The following is a 22,246-nucleotide window of genomic DNA, read 5'->3' as shown; positions in this document are numbered from 1 at the left end:
ATGCAGGTGAAGAACGAAACCGCGCCGCGGCCGGAACTGGCACAGGCGTTTTTCAGCGATGCCGATCATGGCCCGATGGTCATGGTCAACATGCTGAAGTTCAAGGACAAGGCGACCTATCCCGATGGGCGCGATCCTGATCTTTCGGGGCGCGACGCCTATAACCGCTATGGCGCCGGCGTGGTGGCCTGCATTGAAAAGGTCGGCGGCCGGGTGGTCTATTCCGGCCCGGTGACGGGGATATTGCTCGGCGATGTCGAGGAGATGTGGGATGCCGTCGCGCTGGCCTATTACCCCAGCCCGCAGGCGATGCTGCAGATGGTGGCGCTGCCCGAATATCAGGCGATCGAGATCCACCGTTACGCCGGTCTGGCCGGGCAATTGAACATCCGCACGAAGGCGCCGCAATGAGCCTGAATTTCGATCTCTTCTGGTCGTTCCGTTCGCCCTATTCCTATCTGTTGCTGCCGCGCGTGGTCGATCTGGTGGCGAGCCACGACGTTACCTGCACCGTGCGCATCGTCTATCCGATTGCGGTGCGGCAGGCGGATTTCTTCCAGAAGGTCGATCCGTTGTGGGTGTTCTATCTGATGAAGGACACGTATCGCGAGGCTGAGTTTCTGGGCATGCCCTATCGCTGGCCCAAGCCCGACCCAGTCTATATGGACCCGGCGACCCGGCTTTATCCGCCGGAACAGCCGCACATCCACCGCCTGTCGCAGCTCGGCATTGCTGCGACGGAAGCCGGGCGCGGGCTGGAGTTCATCCGCGCGGTGTCCCACACTATCTGGTCGGGCACGGTGGACGATTGGCACCAGGGCGATCACCTGGCGCAAGCCGCCGCGCGGGCCGGGCTTGATCTGGCCGCGCTCGATGCCGCCGTGGCCGCCAACCCCGATCATTATCGCAGCCAGATCGAGGCCAATCAGGACGCCCAGCGCGCGGCCGGCCATTATGGCGTGCCGCTGATGGCGCTGGAAGGCGAGCCCTTCTTTGGCCAGGACCGTTTCGATCAACTGGTCTGGCGATTGAAGCAGAAAGGCCTGCAGGCGCGCTGAGCAGCTCTGCCAACCAAACAAACCCGCTCATGCCGAGCTTGTCGAGGCACGCACGGACTGTGGTGCGTGCCTCGACAAGCTCGGCATGAGCGGTTTGGTGCGGATGCCACAGAGTCTAAAGGTCGATCAGCAGCGCCAGCCCGGCCGCCACGGCAGCCGCCACCCCCAGATTGGCCATGCCCAGCAGCGGCCAGGCCAGCGCGCCGGCCACGGCGCCGCCGATCATTGCCGGCCACAGCAGCAGCCACGGCAGAAAGGCCAGCGCCGGCCCGCCGGTGAGCGCCAGCGCCAGCCGCTGGCCGATCTTGACGAGATTGCCGGTCATGAACGTGAGGCTGATCCGCACGTTGCCGCCGGCCTCGAACACGCAGTTTTCGGCGCCCATCGCCATCGCCGCCAGCAACAGCCCCGGCCAGGTGAAGCCGATCTGGCCCAGCGTGAAACCGCCGCCCAGCAGCGCGGCCACCAGCAGCAACTGCCCACGCCGGCGGTGACTGTTCAGGCGGCGGCCAATCAGCGTGGCCAGCGTCACCCCGGCGACGAACGCGGCCAGCAGGCTGCCGGCCAGTGCGGCGAACTGGCTGGCTTGCGCCAGGCCAATGCCCAGCCGCGTGCTGTTGCCGCTCATGAAGCTGATGAACAGGCCGCCCGACGCAACGAAGCCGACGGCATCGACATAGCCGGCCAACGCCGCCAGCGCCGCGGCAATCGCCTGATCACGGCGCGGATGATCGTGCATCAGCGCATGCCGTTACAGATCATGTTCCTCGATCGCGCGGCTGCCGGCCGGCAGGTGCAGCACCGTGCCATCGTGCGCGATGCGGATCGGGCCGGCAAAGCGCTGCGGCGCGTCACCCAGGAAGGCCGCTTCGAAGAAACGGCTGGGCAATTGCGGCACGATGTGGGTGAGCATCAGCATCTGCACGCCGGCTTGGGCGGCAGCGGTGGCGGCCTGTTCGGGCGTGGTGTGATAGGTGAGGATGTCGCGGGTGATCTGCGCCGTGCGCGGCTGGTTGGCCGCGGCCAACCCGCGCGTGAGGGCGGCAACAAGGCGCGGCTGCAGCGCTTCGTGCACCAGCACGTCTGCGCCCCTGGCGGCCTGCGCCATCGCCGGCGTGGCAGCGGTGTCGCCGCTCACCACAACGGTGCGGCCCTTGTACTGGATGCGATAGCCATAGGCCGGGGCGACCGGCGCGTGGTTGACTTCAAAGGCGGTGATCACCAGGCCGCCGGAATTCCACACCACGCCAGCCGGCCTGTCCTGCCCGGCAAATTGCCCGCCGCCGGGCGGCACGATGGCCGGGCCATGATGGCTGGTGCGATAACCGGCATCGGCCTTCATCATCAAATTATAGCCGGCCGCGACATCGCTGGTGCCGGGCGGGCCGATCAGCGGCAGCGGCGTGGTGGCTGCGCTGCCGGTCCAGCGCAGCAGCAGCGCCGGCACCAGGCCTTCGATATGATCGCTGTGCAGATGGGTGAGCAGCACGGCATCAAGCCCGCCCAGCGGCACGCCAAAGCCGCCAAGCTTGCGGGCCCCGCCATCGCCGCCATCGATCAGCAGCAGATTGTCTCCGGCCTTCACCATAAGGCACGCCTCGGCGCGCTGCGGATCTGGCACGGGGGAACCAGTGCCGCAGAAGACCAGGGTGAGGCCGTCGCTATAGGCGGCCAGCGCATTGCGTCCGGCGCGGCGCTCGGCAATCTGGCTGAACACAAATTCGCCCAACGGCGCGCGTTGCAACCACAGCCCGCCCACAGCAGCGAGGATCAACAGAAGCAACAGGAGACGGCGCATGAATCGCTTGCTAGGCGAAAGCTGACCTTCTGACAATGGACTGGTTTTCAGTGCGCGCCGGCCTGATAGGGTGGCCGCCAACATTTTGGGGAATATGGGATATGGCAGGCGTGATGCGGGTGGTGATCGGTTTGATCGCGGTGTTCAATATTGCGATCGGCTTGGGCTTCCTGCTCAATCCGGCGCGATTGGCTGGGCAGTTTTTCCTGTCACCGCTGGGCAGCCAGGGCCTGGCAACGCTGCGGGCCGATTTCCCCGGTTTCTTCATCACAGGCGGCGTGTTTGCGCTTATCGGGGCGGTGAAGAAGGATGACAAGGCGCTGCAGGTGCCGTTGCTGCTGCTTGCCATAGCCATCATTGGCCGCACGGTATCGCTGGCCCTGGATGGCGCCGTACCCACGGCTTATCCGCCGATGATTGCCGAAGCGGTGATGATTGTGGCCCTGTTGCTGGCACGGCGCAGCTTCGCGCGCTGAGCTTGGCGCTCAATCGGTCGCGCTTTCGTCGCAGCCGGTCGCGCTGGCGGCTATGTCACGGCAATTGTTAACCTTTTACAGGTGGCATCGGAGCGGTCGCAATGGCAGTCTGAAAGCCAGTGCATATGGGGGCCTGACGCGTGCCGGAAGCTGCGGAGATTGATGGTCGGCGCCTGCGATCGGTGGCGAGCCGGGATCGCATCATCAACGCCGTGATCGCCCTGGTGGATGAAGACCAGGGCATTCCGGGTGCCGAGGCGATTGCCGCGCGTGCCGGGGTGGGCCTGCGATAGGTGTTCCGCCATTTCGGCGACATGGACGGGCTTTATGTCGCGGTCATCGAACGGATCGGCCGACGCTACACGCATCTTTCCCGGCCCTATGGGGCCAGCAGCTGGCAGGGCCAGGTTGGCGAGGCAATGACCCGCCGCATGGAGATGTTCGAAACCGTGCTGCCCTATCACCGCGCGGCCGACATGCACCGGCAACGTTCGCCGCTGCTCAACCACGGTCTGGATGCGCTCACGCTGATGCTGCGCGCCCGGCTGGAAGGCGCGGTGCCGCCGGACGTGAAGTCCGACCATCTGTGGTTCGAACAGCTGGACCTGTGGCTGAGCCTGGAAGCCTATGGCCGCTTGCGCGATCGCCAGCGGCTGGATCATGTCGGCGCCGCGCAGGTGATCGAAGCGGCCGTGGCGGCGTTGCTGTTCGCAAAGCGCTGAAGGGCTGATTTTCTTTGCGCCGGAAAGGGCTGGCGGTTAAGGCGTGGCTCTTTCCAAGGGCTCGGTTCCGGGCAAAAAAGGGCAGAATTGCCATGGCAAGCGACGCGGCACCGCTGGTTGGCATCATTATGGGCAGTCAGTCTGACTGGCAGACGATGGTGCACGCCGCCGATATATTGTTGGCGCTTGGCGTGCCCCACGAAACCCGCATCGTTTCGGCCCACCGCACCCCGGATCGCCTGTTCGATTATGCGCGGGGCGCGGCAGCCCGAGGTCTGAATGTGATCATCGCTGGCGCGGGCGGCGCGGCGCATCTGCCGGGCATGGCCGCCAGCATGACGGCGCTGCCGGTGCTGGGTGTGCCGGTCGAATCGCGCACGCTGAAGGGCATCGACAGCCTGCTTTCCATCGTCCAGATGCCGGCCGGCGTGCCGGTGGGCACATTCGCCATCGGCAAGGCCGGTGCGGTGAACGCGGCGTTGCAGGCGGCGGCCATCCTGGCGCTGAATGATGCGGCGTTGGCCGGCCGGCTGGCAGCCTGGCGGCAGGCGCAAACGGACGCGGTGGCGCTGGTCCCGTCGGATGATCTGCCCTGATGCTGGCACCCGGCTCCACCATCGGCATTTTGGGCGGCGGCCAATTGGGCCGCATGCTGGCGCTGGCCGTAGCCGAGCTGGGCTATCGCTGCCACATCTTTGCGCCGGAAGCCGACGCGCCGGCCAGCGAAGTGGCGGCGTTCACCACGCGGGCCGAGTATGGCGATGCAGCGGCGCTGAAGGCCTTTGCAGCCGCCGTGGATGTGGTGACGCTGGAATGGGAGAATGTCGACCGCGAGGCGGTGCGGCAGCTGGCATCTGATGTGCCTGTTCACCCCGGTGCGCACAGCCTGGAAGTCGCGCAGGACCGCATGGCCGAAAAACAGTTCGTCGAATGGCTGGGCGGGCGCACGGCGACCTGGGCGCAGGTGGACAGCCGCGAGGCGCTGGACGCGGCGATTGCGCAGGTGGGCCTGCCGGCGATCCTGAAGACGCGACGGTTCGGTTATGATGGCAAGGGCCAGGCCCGCATCATGGTGGCGGGCGATGCCGATGCCGCGTGGGCAGCGATTGGCTGCCAGCCGGCGATTCTCGAAGGCTTCGTGAATTTTGCCCATGAATTTAGCGTGATCCTGTGCCGTGGGCAGGATGGCAGCATCGTGGATTGGCCGGTGCCGGTGAACCTGCACAAGGGCGGGATCCTTGCCACCTCCACATTGCCGCCGCCGGCACTGGTGCGCGCGCAAGCCGCCGAAGCCGTGCAACTGGCCCGCACCGTGGCGGAAAAGCTGGGCCACATCGGCGTGCTGACCGCCGAATTCTTCGCCTGCAAGGATGGCCCGCGCTTCAACGAGATTGCGCCGCGCGTGCACAACAGCGGCCATTGGACGATCGAGGGCAGCGCCACCAGCCAGTTTGAAAACCATGTCCGCGCCGTGGTGGGCCTGCCGCTGCGGCCGACGACGCTGATGTCAGCCCGGATCGAGATGACCAATCTGATCGGCGACGATGTGGCCGACTGGCCGCGCCTGATGGCCGACCCCACGGCGCATGTGCATCTTTACGGCAAGGCGCAAAGCCGGGCCGGCCGCAAGATGGGCCATGTGACCCGGCTGGGGAAATAGCGCCTCAGCGCGCTTTCGGCTTCGGCGCTTTCGGCGCAGTCGGCGCAAAGGCAGTGCCGAAATAATCGCCTTCATACCAGCGCGGCGCGGCCGTGCCGTTGGCGATGCGGCGGATGATGTCAGTGTTCAGCCGGCTCCATTTTGCGGCGGCGGCCCAATCGAATGGCAGATCAAGCTGGTCGGACACTTCGTGATAGCTGTTGAGGCGGAACGCCCGTTCGGCGTCCTTGCAGGCCATGCCGCCCTTGGTGTCGGTCCAGCCTGTCTTCAGGAACACCGAAGGCACGCCCTTGCGGACGAAGGGATAATGATCGGAACGGGTGAACACCGCTTCTTCCGGCTGCGGATCGGGCGACAGGCCGAGCTTCATCGCCTTGGCGGCGGCAGCGACTGTGGGGCCCAGCGTTGAACGGTCCCCGCCAAAGGCCACCACATCACCGAAATCGCAGGTGAGGATCGGCATGTCGATGTTCACGTCGGCCACGATGCGCTTTACGTCCACCGTGGGCTGGCGCGAGAAATAATCGGCGCCCAGCAGCCCGGATTCCTCCGCCGTGGTGGCGAGGAACAGCACGGAGCGTTTCGGCGGCGCCTTCACCAGCGCGGTGGCGGCTTCCATCATCGTGGCGGTGCCGCTGGCATTGTCCATGGCGCCGTTGAAGATGCGGTCTTCGCCGGGCTTTGGGCCCGAACTACCAACTGCCTTCACGCCAACATGGTCGCTGTGGGCAGAAATCACCACGATTTCGGCGGCCAGCGTCTTGTCGGTGCCGGGCAGCAGGCCGAGAACGTTGGGGCTGGAAATACGTTCCAGCTTGGTGGCGCGGTTGATCTTGAACCGGCCCTGCAACGGGAAGCTCTTCACCGGGCCCTTGGCGGCCGCAGCCTGCACATCGGCAAAGCTCATGGCGGAACCGGCGAAAATGGCGGCGGCAGCGGCATCATCGATGCTGGCGCGCACCTTCAGGCCGGCGCCATCGCCCAGCGCCTGTCCATCGGGGCCAAGCAGCACGCGGCGCGGCAGGCGGGCGCGCGGCGCGAATTTTTCCCACGGCAGGCGCGCCGCTTCCTTCAGGGTGCGCACGGTGATCAGGCCAAGGGCGCCGGCCTGCAGCGCGGCGATGCCCTTGGAGGTGCGGGCCAGGTGGGCGGCGACTTCGCTGTTCATGCCGTCGGGCGCGCCCGACAGTACCACGGCATATTTGCCCTTCAGATCAAGGCCGGCGAAATCATCGATGCCCTGCGATTTGTCCTGCAGGCCATAGCCGACGAATACCATTTCACCGCTAATGCTTTCCGGGCCGGCGAGATCGCCGGGGGACAGCACCAGGCCGACACCATTTTCGAGCGTGATTGTCTTGCCCGCCCCGGTTTCCATCACCGCGGTCTCGCCCTCGCTGGCGAAGCGGCTTTCGGCGAAGTTCACGCGCTGGAACCACGTTCCCTTATCGCCGGCGGGCTGCAGGCCCAGGCGGGCGAAATGCTGCGCGATATAATTGGCCGCAATCTCGTGGCCTTGCGAGCCGATGCCGCGGCCTTCCAGCAGATCATCGGCCAGGAAGGCGACATGGGCGCGGAACGACGCAGCCAGCGGATCGGCCTTTGGGGCGGGAGCGGCTGCGGCGATGAGCGGCAGGGCGGCGGAGACGAGGAACGTACGCTTGATCATTGGCGTTTCGTATCAGTCAGGCTAAACCTGTGCAAACTGCAAGATTGAGTGAGGTTTTGTCGATGATCCGCAATTTTCTGGTGGCACTGGCTGCCACCACGATGCTGGTGCAACCGGTGCTGGCCCAGACTGGTGCCGTGTCCTCCACCCAACCGGCCAGCTTCGCTGCGCTGGTGAGCCAGGTGCAGGTCCCCTACGAACAGTTCACCCTGCCCAACGGCCTGCGCGTCATCGTCCACACCGATCGCAAGGCGCCGATCGTGGCCGTCAGTGTCTGGTATCACATCGGTTCCAAGGACGAGCCCCGTGGCAAGACCGGCTTTGCCCATTTGTTCGAACATCTGATGTTCTACGGCAGCGAGAACAACGACGGCGTGTTCTTCAAGAAGCTGGAGGATGTGGGCGCCACCGATGCCAACGGCACCACCTGGTTCGATCGCACCAACTATTTCGAAAATGTGCCGACCCAAGCGCTCGATCTGGCGCTGTATCTGGAATCCGATCGCATGGGCTGGCTGCTTGGTGCCGTGACGAAGGCCAAGCTGGATGCGCAGCGCGGCGTGGTGCAGAATGAAAAGCGCCAGGGCGACAACGCGCCCTTTGGCCTCACCGGCTATGCCACGTTGAAGGCGTTGTTTCCGGAGGGCCACCCCTATCATCACGACAGCATCGGTTCGATGGCCGATCTGAACGGGGCGAGCCTGGCTGATGTGCAAAGCTGGTTCCGCGCCAATTACGGCCCCAACAATGCCGTGCTGGTGCTGGCCGGCGATATTGATGCCGCCACTGCCAAGCCGCTGGTCGAGAAATATTTTGGGCCGATCAACCGGGGTCCGGAGGTGAAGCGCCTCGACGCGCCGGTGCCGCGCTGGACCACGGAACGTCGCGAGACTCTGTACGACAAGGTGCCGACGCCGCGCGTTTCGCTGCACTGGCCGGTGCCGGGCCGGCTCGACCGCGCCGCCGTGCTGACCGATGTGGCGCTGACGGTGCTGGCCGGCGGATCATCATCGCGGCTGTACAACGAACTGGTGCGCACGAAGAAGCTCGCCGTGTCTGTGAGTGGCGGCGTGCAGGCCTTTGAAAAGGTCAGCATGGCCGAAATCGAGGTGACGCTGGCGCCTGGCGTGAAGCCGGAAGCTGTAGAAGCCGCAGTGAAGCAGGCGCTGGCGGAATTCATCGCCAAGGGGCCGAGCGCTGATGAAGTGGGCCGCGTGGCAACCCGCAATGTCGCCGGAACCATCCGCGGCCTCGAAGCCGTGGGCGGCTTTGGCGGCAAGGCCGTCGCGCTGGCCGAAGGCGCGGTTTATGCCGGCAATCCCGAACAATATCGCACGGAGCTCGCCTGGTATGCAGGTGCCACCCCCGCCGATGTGCAGGCCGCCGCGCGTGCGTGGCTGACCACCAGCGCCTATGTGCAGACCGTACTGCCCGGCGAACGGCCGGCCGCCGAAGAGGTGCCACCGCCGCCCAAGGTGGCCGCCAGCTCCCCGCCCGCCATCGGCCCGGCCCGCATGGCCGAACCCGCCGTGGGCCAACCGCCGCTGCTGCAATGGCCGGCGATCGAGCGTTTCACCCTGGCCAATGGCCTGAAGGTGGAACTCGCCCGCCGCACCACCGTGCCGCTGGTGCGCATGTTGCTCAGCGTGGAAGGCGGCCGGGCAGCGGATGAGCGCGGGTCGCTCGGCATCCAGTCGATGGCGTTGAACCTGATGGACGAAGGCGCCGCCGGCCGCAGCGGCACCGATATTGCCGAACTGCGCGAACGGCTGGGCGCCGGCATCGGCGCCTCGCCGGGCATGGACCGCACGCGGATTTCCCTCGATGCGCTGAAGTCCAACCTCGGCGCCTCGCTCAGCCTGTTTGCCGATATCGTGCAGCGCCCGGATTATCCGCCGGCCGAGATCGAGCGCGTGCGCGGCCAGATGCTCACCGCCCTGCAGCAGGAGGCCAGCAATCCGATTGGCATCGCCCAGCGCATCCTTTCGCCGGCGCTCTATGGCCCCGATCACCCCTATGGCGCGCCGCCGAGCGGGCTTGGGACCGCCGACAGCCTGAAAGCCATCACCCGCGATGCGCTGGTGGCCTGGCACAAGCGCTGGATCCGCCCGGATCGCGGCACATTGTTCGTGGTGGGGGACATCACGGCCGCCGAACTGAAGCCGCAGCTGGACGCCGCCTTCGGCAACTGGCGCGCCGATCCCGCCACCCCGGCCGGCACGATTACCGCTGCCGCCGCGCCGCCGCCGCAAGCGGCCCGCATCATCCTGGTTGACCGGCCCAACAGCCCGCAAAGCCTGATACTGGCAGGCGCGATGCTGCCCATCACCGGCATGCAGGATCTGATCGCCGAACGCGCCGCCATCGATGTGCTGGGCGGGCTTTCCACCAGCCGCATCACCACCGATATCCGCGAGGAAAAGAACTGGGCCTATGGTGCCTATGCTGGCCTGACCGACGGCAAGGGGCAGCTGACCAGCCTCGTCTATGCCCCGGTCCAGACTGACCGCACCGCCGACAGCATGAAGGCGATCATCGGCGATATCGCCGCCATCAAGGCCGCCAAACCGATCACCGCCGAAGAACGCAATCGCAGCATCGCCAACTCCGTGCTGGCCCTGCCCGGCGAATTCGAACGCGGCACCGCCTTCCTTTCCGCCATGGAACGCAACCAGATCCTCGGCCGGCCGGACGATTATTACGTCACCTCCGCCCGCCGCCTGGGCGCGCTGACCACGGCCGATCTGAACCGCGCGGTGCAGCTATTCGATACGGACAAGCTGTTGTGGATCGTGGTGGGCGATCGCGCCAAGGTGGAGCCGCAGCTGAAGGCGCTGGGGCTGCCGGTGAAGGTGCGCGCAGCCCCGTGAGTTCGTAAGCAAGGAGGGCCTCCGGCGGGCAGGGACTTAGTCCCTGCACCCGTTTGATTTGGCTTCGCCTCTATTTCCCAACGACCGTCATGCTGAATTGGGGCCGTACTGATTCGAACGGGTGTAGGGTCTGCGACCCTGCCCGCAGGAGGCCCTTTAGACTTCGTCAGCCAGAATCCGCCGGATCACCTTCACGAAGGTCGCCGGTGGCTGGCCGCCCATGATGGCGTATTTGCCGTTGAAGATGATGGCCGGCACGGCGGTGATGTCCTGCTCGTCGCGCCACCAGGCTTCGGCGGCGCGCACGTCGTCGGCGTAGCGGTCGCTGTCCAGCACGTCGCGGGCGGCGTTGGCATCGAGGCCAGCGGAGACAGCAGCGCGGATCAGGGTTTCGGCGTTGTTGAGCGGTTCGGCGCGCGTGAAATGGGCTTCGAACAGGGCCATTTTCAGGGCGTGGGCCTTCCCGGCCCTTTCGGCCCAGTACAGGAGGCGGTGGCAATCGAAGGTGTTCCAGATCATTGAATCCGGTCCGCCCTTGAAGGTGAAGCCGAGGTTTTCGCCCATGGACTTGATGTGGCTGCGGGCGGCCGCGCCCTCTTCGGGCGGGCGGCCATATTTGCGGGCGATGTGATCGGCGCTGTTTTCGCCTTCCGGCGGCATCTGCGGGTTGAGTTCGAACGGGTGGAAATGCCAGTCAGGTGCCACGTCGTCGCCCAGTTCGGCCAGCGCCTGTTCCAGGGATTTCAGGCCAATCACGCACCAGGGGCAGACGATATCGGAAACGAAATCGATGCGAAGCGGGGTGCTCATGGGCGGCTCCTCAGAAATCGTGGCCGGGCGGCACGTGGTGTGGTGGGGTTGTGGCGGGGTCGCCCAGTATCTGGCCGGCGACTGTGGTGGCGTAACGGCTCCACTGCCGGTTGTGGTGTTCGGCGCGGGTGGCGGCAAGATCACCGGCAAAGCGCGGGTCCTGCGGGCGGGTCTGGCCGTCGATATACCAGGCGACATCCCAGGCCTGCTGCACGGAAAGCGTGCCGGCGTTGCCCACCGGCATGTTGGCGCGGATGAAGGCGGCGGCCTTGTCCACCTGCGCCATGCCGGCGCCCCAGTTGTAGCTGGCCTTGCCCCATAGCGGCGGGTTGATGATGGTGTCGCCATCCTTCAGGCCCTGCCCGTCTTCGCCGTGGCAGGCGGCGCAGACTCCGGTGAAGACGGCCTTTCCGCGCGCATCATTGGGCGGCAGCGTTGGGGCTGCGACGGCGGGGAAGCCGCGCCCCGGCGGGGAAACGCCGATAGGCTGGCCCTGCGCCAGCCAACCGGCATAGGCGCTCACCGCCAGCAGAACCTCGCCGCCCAGCGGCGGCGGCGTGCCGTTGATCGAGTAGATGAAACAATCCTGCACGCGCTTTTCAAAGCTATTCATGCGGCGGTTCTTGTCGCGCCAAACCGGGAAATTGCCGAACGCGGCCCACAAGGGCGCAGCGCCGGCGGTGCGGCCGGCATCGAGGTGGCAATTGGCGCAGCGCAGATCATTGCCGGCATATTGGGGTGCGGCAGCGCGCGTATCAGAGATGATGGCCAGCCCGCGCCTGATGGCATCGCCATCGGGCCCGGCGGGGATGGCGGCTTCGGGCGGCGGGGTGGCCAGATCAGCCGCAGCGATGCCGGCGAGGGCCGCCACAGCCAGAAGGGGAAAGCGCCAGCGCATGCGCCATGGCTAGCGCAGGCGAGGCCGCTGGGAAACTCTCAATCGTTGGCGGCGCCAAAGCGTTCGGCATAGCGGCTGGTGATGCGATCAACCGGCATCACCACGAACACATCCACCGTGTTGAACTGACGATCGACGAAGCCGCCATCACCCACCATGGCGCCAACGCGCAGATAGCCCTTCAGCAGCGGCGGCAGCGCGCGGGAAGCGGCGCGGCCGTCGATGGCGGCGGCGTCGAGCCGGTTCATCTCCACCCGGTGCGGCGGCAGCGCGCTGGCCCGCAGCGACGGCGGCGCGAGATGGTTGTGATACAGCCACGACAGTTCGGCCAGGTGAAGCGTTTCATCGGCGCCGTGCAGCGAAGCGCAGCCAAACAGATGGCCGATGCCGTGCTGGGCCAGATAAGTGGCAATGCCGCGCCACAGCAGCGAAATGGTGGCGCTGGTACGCCATTCCGGCGCGACGCAGCTGCGGCCCAGTTCGAGCAGTTGCCGACCCGGCGCCGATTGGGCGATCAGGGCGGACAGGTCGAACTCGCCCGCCGAATAGAAGCCGCCGTTGGCCATGGCCACGTCCTGCCGCAGCAGCCGATAGGTGCCGACAACGCGCGGGCGCAGCGCATTGGCATGATCGATCACCAGCAGATGATCGCACACCATGTCATAGGCATCGATGTCGCGGCGGGCGCGGGCCATCGCCGGCGTCGGCAGCGCGCCCATTTCATCATAGAAAATGGCGTAGCGAAGCGCCTGGGCGGCGATGATTTCGGCTTCGCTGGCGGCAAGCCGAACTTCCAGCAAGCCAGCCCGGTGGATCGGCGCGGCGTGGGCGAGCAGGGCGGCGGGCAGTTCGGTGGCACGCGCGAGGGCAAGGGTCATCATCGGCTCCGCTGGTTTTGTGGGCGATAGCGCAGCTGTATGACAATGGTGTGGCCGCAAGATGACAGGCGCGTTGCGGCTGGGTTACGCGCCTGTTGCAGTCTCAACCGTGTCATCGGCCACCACCAGCCCGGCGCGCCACAGCCACAGGAAGATCAGCACGCCGGGAAGCGCCAGCACCGTGGTGAGCCAGTAGAAATCGACATAGCCCAGGCTTTCGATCAGCGCGCCGGCCGTGCCCGACGAAAAGGCGCGGCCCAGGATGGCGGCGGCGGAGGACAACAGCGCGAACTGCGTGGCGGTGAAGCGGCGGTCACACAGCAGCGCCAGCCAGGCCCCCACGGTTACGCCGCCGATGCCGCTGGCGAGATTTTCAAAGCCCTGCACCAGCGCCAGCGCCCACACATCGTGGCCGCTAATGGCGAGCCCGGCATAAGCGGCGTTGGATACGCCCATCAGGATAAGCGACAGGAACACCGATCCTGCCAGCCCGACACGCTTGTAGATCAGGCCGCCCAGAAATACGCCGGCCAGATAGCCGAACAGGCCCAGCGACACATCATAGAAGGCGACTTCTTCCTTGGTGAAGCCCAGATCATTGTAGAACAGCCGCACCGATAGCTGGCAGACGGTATCGCCGATCTTGTGGGCCAGCACGAAGGCCAGCACGATCCAGGCACCTTTGCGGGTGAGAAAATCTGCCAGCGGCGCGATGATGCTGTCCGTGATGGCCGCGCTCAGCCCCTTGCCCGATTGCAGCGCCGGCGGGCGTTGCGGTTCGCCCAGCACGGCAGCGGCGATCAACGACGGCGCAAACAGCAACACCGCCGACGCATAGGCCAGCGCCCAGCTGCCGCCCGCCGCCAGCAGCAGCGCCCCGGCGCCCGCCAGATAACTGCCCATGCGCCAGCCATATTGGGTCATGCCAGAGCCTGCCCCCATTTGGTCCACCCGCAGCCATTCGATGCGGATGGCGTCAATCACGATATCCAGCGTTGCGCCAGCAAAGCCCACGGCAACAGCAGCGGCGGCAAACAGCGCCAGATCGGCGGTGGGATCGAGCAGCCCGAGCCAGGTGATGGCGGCACTGGCCATGATGACCGAGACGACCAGCCAGGCCCGGCGCTGGCCGATGAGATTGGCCAGCACGGGGATGCGCACCCGATCGATCAGCGGCGCCCACAGCGGCTTGAAGCTGTAGACCAGCAGCGCCAGCCCGAAGGCCGTCACCGATTTCTTTTCGATGCCGCTTTCCGCCAGCCGCGTGGTGAGCGTGGCGGCGATCATCGCATAGGGCGTGCCCGATGCCATGCCGAGCGCCAGCGCGCCCAAGGGCCCGGCTTCGAAATAGGGTTTGATGGCAGCGAGGAGCGAGCGGTTGGGCGTGGTGATCATGGGCCGGCACCATGGCGGCGGCGGGCGGCCTGTCAATGGGCAGGCCGCCTTTCAGCGTGGCGGCAGCCGCACCCGCTCGCCAGCGACGGCCCGAAACTGTGGTCGCCTGAAAAGCCCAATAGCGATCGCGACGGCGGATCGGATGATATCGGCGACATCATGTGGACGGTCCCGACCATCACCATCGTCTATCCCTCCAACGTGCCTGGCATTTCCTATCACAACATCATGGCGGCCACGGCGATGGCGACGCCGATTGCCCATAAGGGCGCCGTTGTTGGTGCCAAGGTGGCGGCAATGACATTGCTCGATCTGATGACGACACCGGAACTGGTGGCCGGCGCCAAGGCCTGGCAGCAACAGGTGCAGTTCAAGACCGAGCGTTATGCGCCACTGCTCGGCCCCGAGGATCAGCCGGCCATCCATCTCAATGCCGATCTGATGGCGAATATGCGCCCGCAGATGGAAAAATATTACTTCGATCCGAAGAAGTACAAGTCGTACCTGGAACAGCTCGGCATTGATTACGAAAAGGCCGGTTTGAAAAACTAGCTTCCGCTGCCGGCGGAACGGAGTCACCATCCGCGCCATGGATATTGCCTTCAAACCGCGCCGTCCGACGCCAGGCCAGCGGGCGCTGGCGGCCGGCGTTCCGGCGGCGGCGGGCAAGCCGGCCAGCGGCGTGATGCGGGAAATCCCGGCCAGCGCCTATACCTGCCCCGATCATTTCGCCCGCGAATGGAGCCATGTCTTCAAGCGGCTGCCGGTGGTGATCGCGCCGTCGGCCTTGCTCCCTCAGCCCAACATGGCGGTGCCGCATGATGGGTTCGGCCTGCCGCTGCTGATTGCGCGCGACGGCAAGGGTGTGGCGCGGGTGTTCATGAACGTGTGCCGGCATCGCGGCACGCGGCTGGTGGAGGGCTGCGAGCTGGTGAAATCACCCGCGCTTGTCTGCCCCTATCACGCGTGGAGCTATGGCACTGATGGCACGTTGAAAGGCCTGCCGCGGCCGGAGACGTTCGCGGGGCTGGACAAGAACACGCGCAATCTTGTCGAGATGCCGAGCCTGGAGGCCGGCGGGTTGATCTGGGTGGGCCTGGATCGCGATGCGCCGCCGGATTTCAGCCTGGCGGCGGGGCCGCTCGCGGCGGATTTCGATGCCATTGGGTTTGGTGATCAGCATCTATATGCCCGGCGCACGCACAAGGTGGCGGCGAACTGGAAGCTGATCATGGATGCCTTTGCCGAAAGCTATCATGTGCTGCGCCTGCACGCGTCCACCATCGCGCCCTATTTCCAGGATGGCGTGACCACGGGTGATCGCATCGGGCCGCATTCGCGCTCCGCCGTGGCGCGTCTGTCGGCGCTGGAGGGCATGGACCTTGACGACATGCGCGACCTGCGGCGCACGATGACCTTCACGTACAATCTCACCCCCGGCACGGTGATCGTGGCCAGCCCGGATTATATCAACATCATGGTGGTGATGCCGCGCGGCATAGACGAGACTTGGGTGGAGGATTTCATGCTGATCCCCGAACCGCCCAAGGACGAGAAGGCGGAGCGGCACTGGGCGAAAAGCTGGGTGCTGCTGGATGGCGCGGTGTTCGGTTCGGAAGATTTCCGCGCCGCCGCGCTGGGCCACGAAGGGCTGAAATCCGGCGCGGTCGATCATTTGCTGATCGGCGGGCTGGAACAGGGCATTGGCACGTTCCACGACACGCTTGCCGGGCTGATGGCCGAATAAGCGGCGATTTCCCGCGGCCACCCCTTGCAAAAGCGTGTCGCAATCCTAACACAGTAGGCAGGCCGTCGCGGTGCTGATAAGCTGCGACCACAAAAGGTGAGGACAGGCATGTCGGAAGAAGTCGCGATCAAGCTGGAACCCCCAGTGGCGGTGAGCGCCATTGCGCCTGCGAAAGCCGCCGGCCTGGTGCCGCTGAAGGATCAGGAAAAGGCCCAGCTGGAAGCCAAGGTGGAAAGCTTCATCGATGAGCTGATCGCCACCGATGCCGCCAGCCCGGAATTCGGCAAGAAGGTCGATGCGCTGGCCAATCTGGGCGCCACAGAGATTGCGCGCGCCGCCGCCCAGTCCAACCGTTTTCTCGATCGGCCGACGCGCGCGCTCAATAAGGAAACCGGCATCGGCGCCGATCTGGTGCAGTTGCGCAAGATCGTCGAGGATCTCGATCCCGGCAAATCCGGCAAGCTGACCGGCCGCAAGAAGCTGTTTGGCCTCATCCCGGTGGGCGGCAACAAGCTGCGGTCGTACTTCGACAGCTACAAGAGCGCGCAGACCAACATCAACGCCATTCTGGGCGCGCTGAAAAGCGGCAAGGACGAGCTGTTGAAGGACAATATCAGCATCGAGGACGAGCGCGCCAAGCTGTGGGACGCGATGGGCAAGCTGGAACAGATGGTCCACATGTCCAAGGTGCTCGACGAGAAATTGGAAGAGCGCGCGACCGAGCTTGATGTCGTTGATCCGGCCAAGGCCAAGGCGATCCGCGAAAATGCGCTGTTCTATGTGCGGCAGCGCACGCAGGATCTGCTGACGCAGCTGGCCGTTTCGGTGCAGGGTTATCTGGCGCTTGATCTGGTCAAGAAGAACAATGTCGAGCTGATGAAGGGCGTGGACCGCGCCAGCACGACCACTGTTTCGGCGCTGCGCACCGCGGTGACGGTGGCCGAAGCCATGACCAATCAGAAATTGGTGCTGGAACAGATCACCCAGCTGAACACCACCACGGCGGGTATCATCGATTCGACCGGCGAACTGCTGAAATCCAACACGGCGATGATCCACGAACAGGCCGCGGCCAGCACCATTCCGGTCGAAACGCTGCAGCGCGCGTTCCAGAATGTCTATCAGACGATGGACGCCATCGACACGTTCAAGATGAAGTCGCTGGAAGCGATGAAGACCACGGTCGACACGCTGAGTGTCGAGGTTGAGAAGAGCCGCGCCTATGTGGCGCGCGCGCAGGGCCAGGCCGAAGCCCAGATCGCCGGGCCACAGAACAACCTGACCGCGCTCACGTAAATGGCAAGCGGCGCACCGTTCGACGAAGCTGAAGTCCGCCGCCGCCGCCTGGCGCGGGCCGAAGCCATGCAGATGGCGCGCAGCCGGCGTTGGGAAAAGCGCAAGGCCAACATGGCCACAAGAGTCACGCGCGGTATGGCGGCGTTTGCCGCGATGCTGGCGGCGCTGATCGTCTATGGCTGGACGGCGGGCGGCATGGGTATCGGGCTGTTCATTGTCTCGTTCCTGCTGCTGCCGATGGCGGGCATTGCCGGCATGCTGCTGCCCGTCGGTGGCCCGGACGTTGATGATATCGACAAGGCGCCGCCCGCCGAACTTCCGGCCATCACCGAGGCGTTCCTCGATCGCCAGCGCAAACAGCTGCCGCGCCTCGCTGCGCCGCAACTGGATGGCATCGCCGTGCAACTGGCGGCGCTGGAAAAACAGTTGGCACGTGTGCCGGCCGATCATCCGGTGGCGCAGGACATTGGCCGTCTGCTTGGCAATCATCTCCCCGAACTGGTGGACCGTTATACCCGCATCCCGCCGCTGCAACGCACCGGCCTGGTGGAGCACGACGGCCGCACGCCGGAAGCCACGGTGGTGGATGGCCTGAAAACGGTGGAAGCCGAACTCGCCCGTGCCTCGGCCACGCTGGCTGAAAGCGACCGCGACGGCCTGCGCGTGCAGGGCAAGTTCCTGGAAGCGCGCTACAACGAAGGTCAATCAGGCGGCATGACAAGCGGGCGCTGACCTGCTAGCCTCATGGTCAGGGTCGTATCCTTCCGGGGGGAGCTACGGCCATATCTTTATTGTCGATTGTGACCAAGGCGCTGAATGCGCTTGATCTGGATGACGAGGTTAATCGCCTTGTCATCGACCGCACGGTGAATGTGTGCCGCAACCGGCCGCACCCGTGGTCCACCAAACATGATTATATCAGCTGGTCCGGTCTCACCGATCGCACCTACAACGCGCGGCTGCTGCCGGCCAAGCCCACGACCGGACAGGGCATCGGCACCAGCCGGCCGCCATTGCAGGCCACCGCGGCGCTGTTTGCGCGGCCGCCCGGCGTCAACCAGCGGCTGTGCCCGAAATCCACCGGGCTGTTCCCGGCCTTTGCGCAATATCTCACCGATGGCTTCATCCGCACCATGCTGCACAATGATGATGACAAGGAAGATCGGCGCCGCACGACATCGAACCACGAGATTGATCTGTCGCCGCTCTACGGTCGCACCGAAGCGCAGACGCGGGCGCTGCGGGCCGGCACCGGTGGCCGGCTGAAAAGCCAGGTGATCAACGGCGAGGAATTCTCGCCCTTCCTGTTTGGCGCCGATGGCAATGTGAAGCCGGAATTTGCCATTCTCGATCTGCCGCTGGGCCTGAAGAACGTCACGCCGGCCGGCAAGGCGACGCTGTTTGCAGTGGGTGGGGACCGGGTCAACGCCGTGCCGCAGACGGCGATGATGAACACGCTGTTCCTGCGCGAACACAACCGGCTGGCAGGCCAGCTGGCGGCGAAGAACCCGACGTGGGATGATGATCGCCTGTTCGAAACCGCGCGCAACATCGTGATCGTGATGTTCATCAAGATCGTGGTGGAAGAATATATCAACCATATCAACACCACCGAATTTCCGCTGCAGGCCGATCCCAAGGTGGCGTGGCGGGCGAAGTGGAACCGGCCCAACTGGATGACAGTGGAATTCAGCCTGCTCTATCGCTGGCACGGGCTGGTGATGGAAAATGTCACCTGGGGGGACAAGGCGCATCCGGGCAATTCCACCCTGCTCAACAACAGCCTGCTGATCGGCAGCGGGCTGGCGCAGAGCTTCGTTAACACCTCGGCCAACCGGACCGCCACGCTGGGCCTGGAAAATGCCGCCAGCTTCATGATGTTTGCCGAAACCGGCGCCATCAATCAGGCGCGGATCAACAATGTCGCCAGTTACAATGATTATCGCCTGGTAATGGGCATGGAACCGGCGCGCAACTTTGCCGCCATCGTGGGCAGCAGCGACACGCCGGCCGAACAGGCGCGGCTGTCGGCCTTGGCGAAGCGGCTGGAGGGCCTGTATGGCGACGTGAACAATGTCGAATATTATATCGGCCTGTTTGCCGAGCGGGTTGAGAAGAACGGGCCGCTGCCCGAACTCGTGTCATCCATGGTGGCGATGGACGCCTTTTCCCAGGCGCTGACCAACCCGCTATTGTCCGAACATGTGTGGGGCAACCCGGCCAACAAGCGGCTGGCCTTCACCGAAGAGGGCATCGCCGTGATCGAACAGACCAAGCGCCTGAGCGATATTGTTGATCGCAACGCCAAGGGGCTGGGCAATGCGTTTGTCGGGATGACCCGCAAGGAGTGGAAGCGGGCTTAGGCCAGCGCCCGCGCCAGCACGGCCTCGTAGATCGACGTCAGCCCGGTCACGTCGGCGACGGCGGCGTGCTCGTCCACCTTGTGCATGCTCTGGCCGGGCAGGCCGAATTCGACCACCGGGCACAGGCGGCGGATGAAGCGGGCATCCGATGTGCCGCCAGTGGTGGAGAGATCGGGCGTGAGGCCGGTGACATCGGTGATCGCAGCGCTGACCAGAGAGGACAGCGCGCCGGGTTCGGTGAGGAAGGCCTCGCCGGAAATCTTGATCTCGACGTGCGACGCCGGCGCATGGGCGGCAACGGCGGCGCGAATCCATTCGGAGAGGGACGCGCCTGTGTGCTCATTGTTGAACCGGATGTTGAGCCGGGCGCGGGCCTGGGCCGGGATCAGGTTGGTGGCGGGATTGCCGACCGCCAGATCGGTGATTTCAAGGTTGGAGGCCTGGAACCAGTCGTTGCCTTCGTCCAGCACCCGCGCTTTCAGTTCAGCCACGATGGCCACCAGCCGCGTGATCGGGTTGTCCGCCATGTGCGGGTAGCCGACATGGCCCTGCGCGCCGTTCACGGTGATCCACGCGTTGAGGCTGCCGCGCCGGCCGATCTTCATCATGTCGCCCAGCTCTTGCTGCGACGTCGGTTCGCCAACAAGGCAGAGATCGGGCACCAGGCCGTGGGCTTCCATCCAGTCCAGCATCATGGTGGTGCCGAAGGTGGCAGGGCCTTCCTCGTCGCCGGTGATGATGAAGCTGAGGCGGCCCACCAGCGGCCCACGGCCAAGATGACGGGCGGTGGCGGCGATCATGGCAGCCAATGCGCCCTTCATGTCGGCAGCGCCGCGGCCGACGATGAAGCCATCTTTCACTTCGGCGGCAAACGGATCCTCGCTCCAACCAGCCAGATCGCCAGCCGGCACCACGTCGCTGTGGCCGGCAAAGGCGAAATGCGGGCCGGGCCCCCCGGCCAGCGTGGCGAAGAGATTATCCACCGGGCCATCGGGTTCGTGGCCGAAGGGCAGGCGGGTGCAGGCAAAGCCCAGCCCGGCCAGCGCCCGTTCCAGCACGTCCAGCGCGCCTTCATCGGCCGGCGTGACGCTGGGACAGCGGATCAGGTCTTGGGTGAGGGCAACAGGATCAGGTGCGTTCATCACCCGGCTTTGCGCATTTCCGTGGCCACCCGGTCAAGATAGGCGGCAATGCGCCGCGCGTTGGCGCCGAGATCGCTTTCGCCGACGCGCGACTTGGAGCGCATATCGACGCGGGTGCCGGTGGGCGTGGCGGTGAGGCGGATGACGATATCATCGCGATAGCCCCACCACAGGCTGCGTTCCACCGCTTCGATGCGGCCGGCGGCGCGATCGGCCAGGATGATCTGCCAATCCTTTTCGCAGGCGGCCAACGCCACATCGAAGGCCTTGCCCTGTTCAACCGGCAGATCGAGCGGACGCACATCGGGATAGGCGCGTTCCTGTTGCGGGGCGAAGGCCGGGTTGTACTCGATTGGGCTGGCATCAGCGCCGCGCAGGGTGGCATCGATGGCCTGGAACGGCGGCGGGGTGGTGGTATCGGTGCTGATATCGTTGATCGGCGGCTTGTCTCCGGCGTTGATCACCACGGCGATCGGCACGGCAACAGCGGCAAAACCGGCCGCCGCCGCAATCACTGTCACGGTGCCGCCACGCCGGCGCAGCAGTTGATACAGGCACCAGCAGGCGCCGATGCCGGCCAGCAGCGCGGCGGCCACGAACAGCCCCAAGGAGGCTTGCCAGCCGATCACGCCAAAGCGGTGCAGTGGCCCGGCGGCCAGCATCAGCACGGCGGCCACCAGCGTGGCACGGGCAATGTTGGCGGGGTTCATGCGCGCGTCTCCGCTGTGATCTTGATCTTGCCGGGGATGGGATAGCGGGTGAAGGGGAAATCCTCTTTCATCGCCTCGTCGCGCCACTCCACCATGAACGGGTGGGCCAGCACGCGATCGATATAGGCTTGGATCCTGGCGCTGACCGGCAGATGATAGGTGTTGATCCGGGTGCAGGTGGGGGCAAACATGATGTCAGCCGCGCCAAAACGGCCGAAGAGCCACGGCTCACCGGTTTCTTCGCCGAAGCGTGTGAGCGCTTCTTCCCACAGGCTTTCGAGGCGGCGCACGTCGGCCAGCACGTCGGCAGCGGCCACGAAGCCTGGTGCATGATGCTGCAGATCCATCGGGCAGGCGCTGCGCAGCGGGGCAAAGCCCGAATGCATTTCGGCGCACATCGCATAGGCGAGGCCACGCGCGTGCATGTCGCGCGGCCAGAAGCGGTCGTGCCCGGCCTTGTCAGCCAGGTACATCAGGATCGCCATCGAATCCCAGATCGCTTCGCCATGATCCCACAGTACCGGCACCTTGCCCGATGGCATGTCGGCCTTGGCTTCGCCGCTGATCCACTCGGGCGAATCCATCACCCGCAGTTCGGTTTCGAACGGCAGCAGCGACTGTTTGGCGGCCAGCCAGCCGCGCAGAGACCAGCTGGAATAGGTGCGATTGCCGATTATGATCTTCATGGGTTGGCCCCCTTTGTTGCCTTGCAGCATCGCCCAATCCGCGGCGGGGAGCAAGCCGCGCTTGGCAA

The 22,246-nt window shown here is 65.4% G+C and carries 23 protein-coding genes; 13 read left to right on the top strand and 10 right to left on the bottom strand.

Annotation, left to right across the window (positions count from 1 at the left end; genetic code table 11):
• Complete coding sequence (locus tag G566_RS0108555; RefSeq protein WP_022680257.1) at nt 1-411, top strand: DUF1330 domain-containing protein; 411 nt, start codon at nt 1-3, stop codon at nt 409-411.
• Nucleotides 408-1,058 carry a 2-hydroxychromene-2-carboxylate isomerase gene (locus tag G566_RS0108550; protein WP_022680256.1) on the top strand — a complete coding sequence of 217 codons (651 nt, stop codon included), beginning with the start codon at nt 408-410 and terminating at the stop codon, nt 1,056-1,058. Before G566_RS0108555 ends, G566_RS0108550 begins: the two co-directional genes overlap by 4 nt.
• Nucleotides 1,059-1,173: 115 nt before the next feature.
• Here G566_RS0108550 and G566_RS0108545 read toward each other — a convergent pair whose 3' ends face one another.
• Complete coding sequence (locus tag G566_RS0108545) at nt 1,174-1,797, bottom strand: YoaK family protein (RefSeq protein WP_029131443.1); 624 nt, start codon at nt 1,795-1,797, stop codon at nt 1,174-1,176.
• 12 nt (nt 1,798-1,809) lie between these two features.
• Nucleotides 1,810-2,856 (bottom strand): MBL fold metallo-hydrolase, encoded by a 1,047-nt coding sequence (locus G566_RS0108540; RefSeq protein WP_029131442.1) that lies wholly within the window; start codon nt 2,854-2,856, stop codon nt 1,810-1,812.
• Nucleotides 2,857-2,957: 101 nt separating this feature from the next.
• Here G566_RS0108540 and G566_RS0108535 point away from each other — a divergent pair, with 101 nt between their 5' ends.
• The 5 genes from G566_RS0108535 to G566_RS0108520 all read left to right on the top strand — a co-directional run bounded on the left by G566_RS0108535 (nt 2,958) and on the right by G566_RS0108520 (nt 5,714).
• Nucleotides 2,958-3,332 carry a DUF4345 family protein gene (locus tag G566_RS0108535; RefSeq protein ID WP_022680255.1) on the top strand — a complete coding sequence of 125 codons (375 nt, stop codon included), beginning with the start codon at nt 2,958-2,960 and terminating at the stop codon, nt 3,330-3,332.
• Nucleotides 3,333-3,472: 140 nt separating this feature from the next.
• Nucleotides 3,473-3,625 carry a hypothetical protein gene (locus G566_RS15395; protein WP_156874470.1) on the top strand — a complete coding sequence of 51 codons (153 nt, stop codon included), beginning with the start codon at nt 3,473-3,475 and terminating at the stop codon, nt 3,623-3,625.
• The gene (locus tag G566_RS13975; RefSeq protein ID WP_051135996.1) at nt 3,626-4,054 is read left to right on the top strand and encodes a hypothetical protein; all 429 of its coding nucleotides are present in this window, start codon (nt 3,626-3,628) and stop codon (nt 4,052-4,054) included. It abuts the gene before it with no gap.
• A 92-nt stretch (nt 4,055-4,146) separates the two neighbouring features.
• Nucleotides 4,147-4,650 (top strand): 5-(carboxyamino)imidazole ribonucleotide mutase, encoded by a 504-nt coding sequence (gene purE / locus G566_RS0108525; RefSeq protein WP_022680254.1) that lies wholly within the window; start codon nt 4,147-4,149, stop codon nt 4,648-4,650.
• The gene (locus G566_RS0108520; RefSeq protein WP_022680253.1) at nt 4,650-5,714 is read left to right on the top strand and encodes a 5-(carboxyamino)imidazole ribonucleotide synthase; all 1,065 of its coding nucleotides are present in this window, start codon (nt 4,650-4,652) and stop codon (nt 5,712-5,714) included. The genes purE and G566_RS0108520 overlap by 1 nt, the downstream gene beginning before the upstream one ends.
• A 4-nt stretch (nt 5,715-5,718) precedes the next feature.
• Here G566_RS0108520 and G566_RS0108515 read toward each other — a convergent pair whose 3' ends face one another.
• Complete coding sequence (locus tag G566_RS0108515; protein ID WP_022680252.1) at nt 5,719-7,383, bottom strand: M28 family peptidase; 1,665 nt, start codon at nt 7,381-7,383, stop codon at nt 5,719-5,721.
• A gap of 62 nt (nt 7,384-7,445) precedes the next feature.
• On the opposite strand from G566_RS0108515, the gene G566_RS0108510 reads away from it, so the two are divergent.
• Nucleotides 7,446-10,253 (top strand): M16 family metallopeptidase, encoded by a 2,808-nt coding sequence (locus tag G566_RS0108510; protein ID WP_022680251.1) that lies wholly within the window; start codon nt 7,446-7,448, stop codon nt 10,251-10,253.
• 156 nt (nt 10,254-10,409) lie between these two features.
• Here the strand turns inward: G566_RS0108510 and G566_RS0108505 are convergent, their stop codons facing one another.
• The 4 genes from G566_RS0108505 to G566_RS0108490 all read right to left on the bottom strand — a co-directional run bounded on the left by G566_RS0108505 (nt 10,410) and on the right by G566_RS0108490 (nt 14,234).
• Nucleotides 10,410-11,063 (bottom strand): DsbA family oxidoreductase, encoded by a 654-nt coding sequence (locus G566_RS0108505; RefSeq protein ID WP_022680250.1) that lies wholly within the window; start codon nt 11,061-11,063, stop codon nt 10,410-10,412.
• A gap of 10 nt (nt 11,064-11,073) precedes the next feature.
• Nucleotides 11,074-11,961, bottom strand: a complete 888-nt coding sequence (locus tag G566_RS0108500) for a c-type cytochrome (RefSeq protein WP_022680249.1) — start codon at nt 11,959-11,961, stop codon at nt 11,074-11,076.
• 38 nt (nt 11,962-11,999) lie between these two features.
• On the bottom strand, nt 12,000-12,839 hold the full coding sequence (locus G566_RS0108495) for a GNAT family N-acetyltransferase (RefSeq protein WP_207789918.1): 840 nt from the start codon (nt 12,837-12,839) through the stop codon (nt 12,000-12,002).
• An 84-nt stretch (nt 12,840-12,923) separates the two neighbouring features.
• Nucleotides 12,924-14,234, bottom strand: coding sequence for an AmpG family muropeptide MFS transporter (locus G566_RS0108490; protein WP_022680247.1), 1,311 nt, complete (start codon nt 14,232-14,234; stop codon nt 12,924-12,926).
• Nucleotides 14,235-14,393: 159 nt separating this feature from the next.
• On the opposite strand from G566_RS0108490, the gene G566_RS0108485 reads away from it, so the two are divergent.
• From G566_RS0108485 to G566_RS13965, 5 genes are all read left to right on the top strand, one after another.
• A complete protein-coding gene (locus G566_RS0108485; protein ID WP_022680246.1) occupies nt 14,394-14,786 on the top strand; it encodes a hypothetical protein in 393 nt (130 codons plus the stop codon).
• 37 nt (nt 14,787-14,823) lie between these two features.
• Entirely contained in the window at nt 14,824-15,981 is a 1,158-nt protein-coding gene (locus G566_RS0108480; protein ID WP_022680245.1) for an aromatic ring-hydroxylating oxygenase subunit alpha, read from the top strand.
• Nucleotides 15,982-16,089: 108 nt separating this feature from the next.
• On the top strand, nt 16,090-17,277 hold the full coding sequence (locus G566_RS0108475; protein WP_022680244.1) for a toxic anion resistance protein: 1,188 nt from the start codon (nt 16,090-16,092) through the stop codon (nt 17,275-17,277).
• Nucleotides 17,278-18,009, top strand: a complete 732-nt coding sequence (locus G566_RS14805; RefSeq protein WP_022680243.1) for a hypothetical protein — start codon at nt 17,278-17,280, stop codon at nt 18,007-18,009.
• Between the two features lie 68 nt (nt 18,010-18,077).
• Nucleotides 18,078-19,640 carry a peroxidase family protein gene (locus G566_RS13965; protein WP_040605519.1) on the top strand — a complete coding sequence of 521 codons (1,563 nt, stop codon included), beginning with the start codon at nt 18,078-18,080 and terminating at the stop codon, nt 19,638-19,640.
• On the opposite strand, the gene dapE is transcribed toward G566_RS13965, so the two are convergent.
• From dapE to G566_RS13960, 3 genes are read right to left on the bottom strand one after another with little or no spacing between them, the layout of a single operon-like run.
• Nucleotides 19,637-20,782 (bottom strand): succinyl-diaminopimelate desuccinylase, encoded by a 1,146-nt coding sequence (gene dapE / locus G566_RS0108460; RefSeq protein ID WP_022680241.1) that lies wholly within the window; start codon nt 20,780-20,782, stop codon nt 19,637-19,639. The two genes, G566_RS13965 and dapE, sit on opposite strands and share 4 nt — an antisense overlap.
• Nucleotides 20,782-21,492 (bottom strand): DUF1499 domain-containing protein, encoded by a 711-nt coding sequence (locus G566_RS0108455; protein ID WP_022680240.1) that lies wholly within the window; start codon nt 21,490-21,492, stop codon nt 20,782-20,784. The genes dapE and G566_RS0108455 overlap by 1 nt, the downstream gene beginning before the upstream one ends.
• Nucleotides 21,489-22,178 carry a glutathione S-transferase gene (locus tag G566_RS13960; protein WP_051136006.1) on the bottom strand — a complete coding sequence of 230 codons (690 nt, stop codon included), beginning with the start codon at nt 22,176-22,178 and terminating at the stop codon, nt 21,489-21,491. Before G566_RS13960 ends, G566_RS0108455 begins: the two co-directional genes overlap by 4 nt.
• Between the last annotated feature and the right edge of the window lie 68 nt (nt 22,179-22,246).

The sequence above is a fragment of the Sandarakinorhabdus limnophila DSM 17366 genome, assembly GCF_000420765.1.
In the GTDB taxonomy this organism is placed as follows: Bacteria; Pseudomonadota; Alphaproteobacteria; order Sphingomonadales; family Sphingomonadaceae; genus Sandarakinorhabdus; species Sandarakinorhabdus limnophila.
The sequence above is the reverse complement of the archived record's forward strand: the minus strand, read 5'-3'. Positions and strand labels throughout refer to the sequence as shown.

What these genes read in the sequence shown, in the direction of transcription:
- G566_RS0108495 (WP_207789918.1), bottom strand. Translation starts at nt 12,839, where the DNA reads ATGACCCTTGCCCTCGCGCGTGCCACCGAACTGCCCGCCGCCCTGCTC.
- G566_RS0108485 (WP_022680246.1), top strand. Translation starts at nt 14,394, where the DNA reads ATGTGGACGGTCCCGACCATCACCATCGTCTATCCCTCCAACGTGCCT.
- G566_RS0108535 (WP_022680255.1), top strand. Translation starts at nt 2,958, where the DNA reads ATGGCAGGCGTGATGCGGGTGGTGATCGGTTTGATCGCGGTGTTCAAT.
- G566_RS0108490 (WP_022680247.1), bottom strand. Translation starts at nt 14,234, where the DNA reads ATGATCACCACGCCCAACCGCTCGCTCCTCGCTGCCATCAAACCCTAT.
- purE (WP_022680254.1), top strand. Translation starts at nt 4,147, where the DNA reads ATGGCAAGCGACGCGGCACCGCTGGTTGGCATCATTATGGGCAGTCAG.
- G566_RS0108505 (WP_022680250.1), bottom strand. Translation starts at nt 11,063, where the DNA reads ATGAGCACCCCGCTTCGCATCGATTTCGTTTCCGATATCGTCTGCCCC.
- G566_RS0108480 (WP_022680245.1), top strand. Translation starts at nt 14,824, where the DNA reads ATGGATATTGCCTTCAAACCGCGCCGTCCGACGCCAGGCCAGCGGGCG.
- G566_RS0108520 (WP_022680253.1), top strand. Translation starts at nt 4,650, where the DNA reads ATGCTGGCACCCGGCTCCACCATCGGCATTTTGGGCGGCGGCCAATTG.
- G566_RS0108540 (WP_029131442.1), bottom strand. Translation starts at nt 2,856, where the DNA reads ATGCGCCGTCTCCTGTTGCTTCTGTTGATCCTCGCTGCTGTGGGCGGG.
- G566_RS0108510 (WP_022680251.1), top strand. Translation starts at nt 7,446, where the DNA reads ATGATCCGCAATTTTCTGGTGGCACTGGCTGCCACCACGATGCTGGTG.
- G566_RS0108555 (WP_022680257.1), top strand. Translation starts at nt 1, where the DNA reads ATGCAGGTGAAGAACGAAACCGCGCCGCGGCCGGAACTGGCACAGGCG.
- G566_RS0108550 (WP_022680256.1), top strand. Translation starts at nt 408, where the DNA reads ATGAGCCTGAATTTCGATCTCTTCTGGTCGTTCCGTTCGCCCTATTCC.
- G566_RS0108455 (WP_022680240.1), bottom strand. Translation starts at nt 21,492, where the DNA reads ATGAACCCCGCCAACATTGCCCGTGCCACGCTGGTGGCCGCCGTGCTG.
- G566_RS14805 (WP_022680243.1), top strand. Translation starts at nt 17,278, where the DNA reads ATGGCAAGCGGCGCACCGTTCGACGAAGCTGAAGTCCGCCGCCGCCGC.
- G566_RS13960 (WP_051136006.1), bottom strand. Translation starts at nt 22,178, where the DNA reads ATGAAGATCATAATCGGCAATCGCACCTATTCCAGCTGGTCTCTGCGC.
- G566_RS0108545 (WP_029131443.1), bottom strand. Translation starts at nt 1,797, where the DNA reads ATGCACGATCATCCGCGCCGTGATCAGGCGATTGCCGCGGCGCTGGCG.
- dapE (WP_022680241.1), bottom strand. Translation starts at nt 20,782, where the DNA reads ATGAACGCACCTGATCCTGTTGCCCTCACCCAAGACCTGATCCGCTGT.
- G566_RS0108500 (WP_022680249.1), bottom strand. Translation starts at nt 11,961, where the DNA reads ATGCGCTGGCGCTTTCCCCTTCTGGCTGTGGCGGCCCTCGCCGGCATC.
- G566_RS0108475 (WP_022680244.1), top strand. Translation starts at nt 16,090, where the DNA reads ATGTCGGAAGAAGTCGCGATCAAGCTGGAACCCCCAGTGGCGGTGAGC.
- G566_RS0108515 (WP_022680252.1), bottom strand. Translation starts at nt 7,383, where the DNA reads ATGATCAAGCGTACGTTCCTCGTCTCCGCCGCCCTGCCGCTCATCGCC.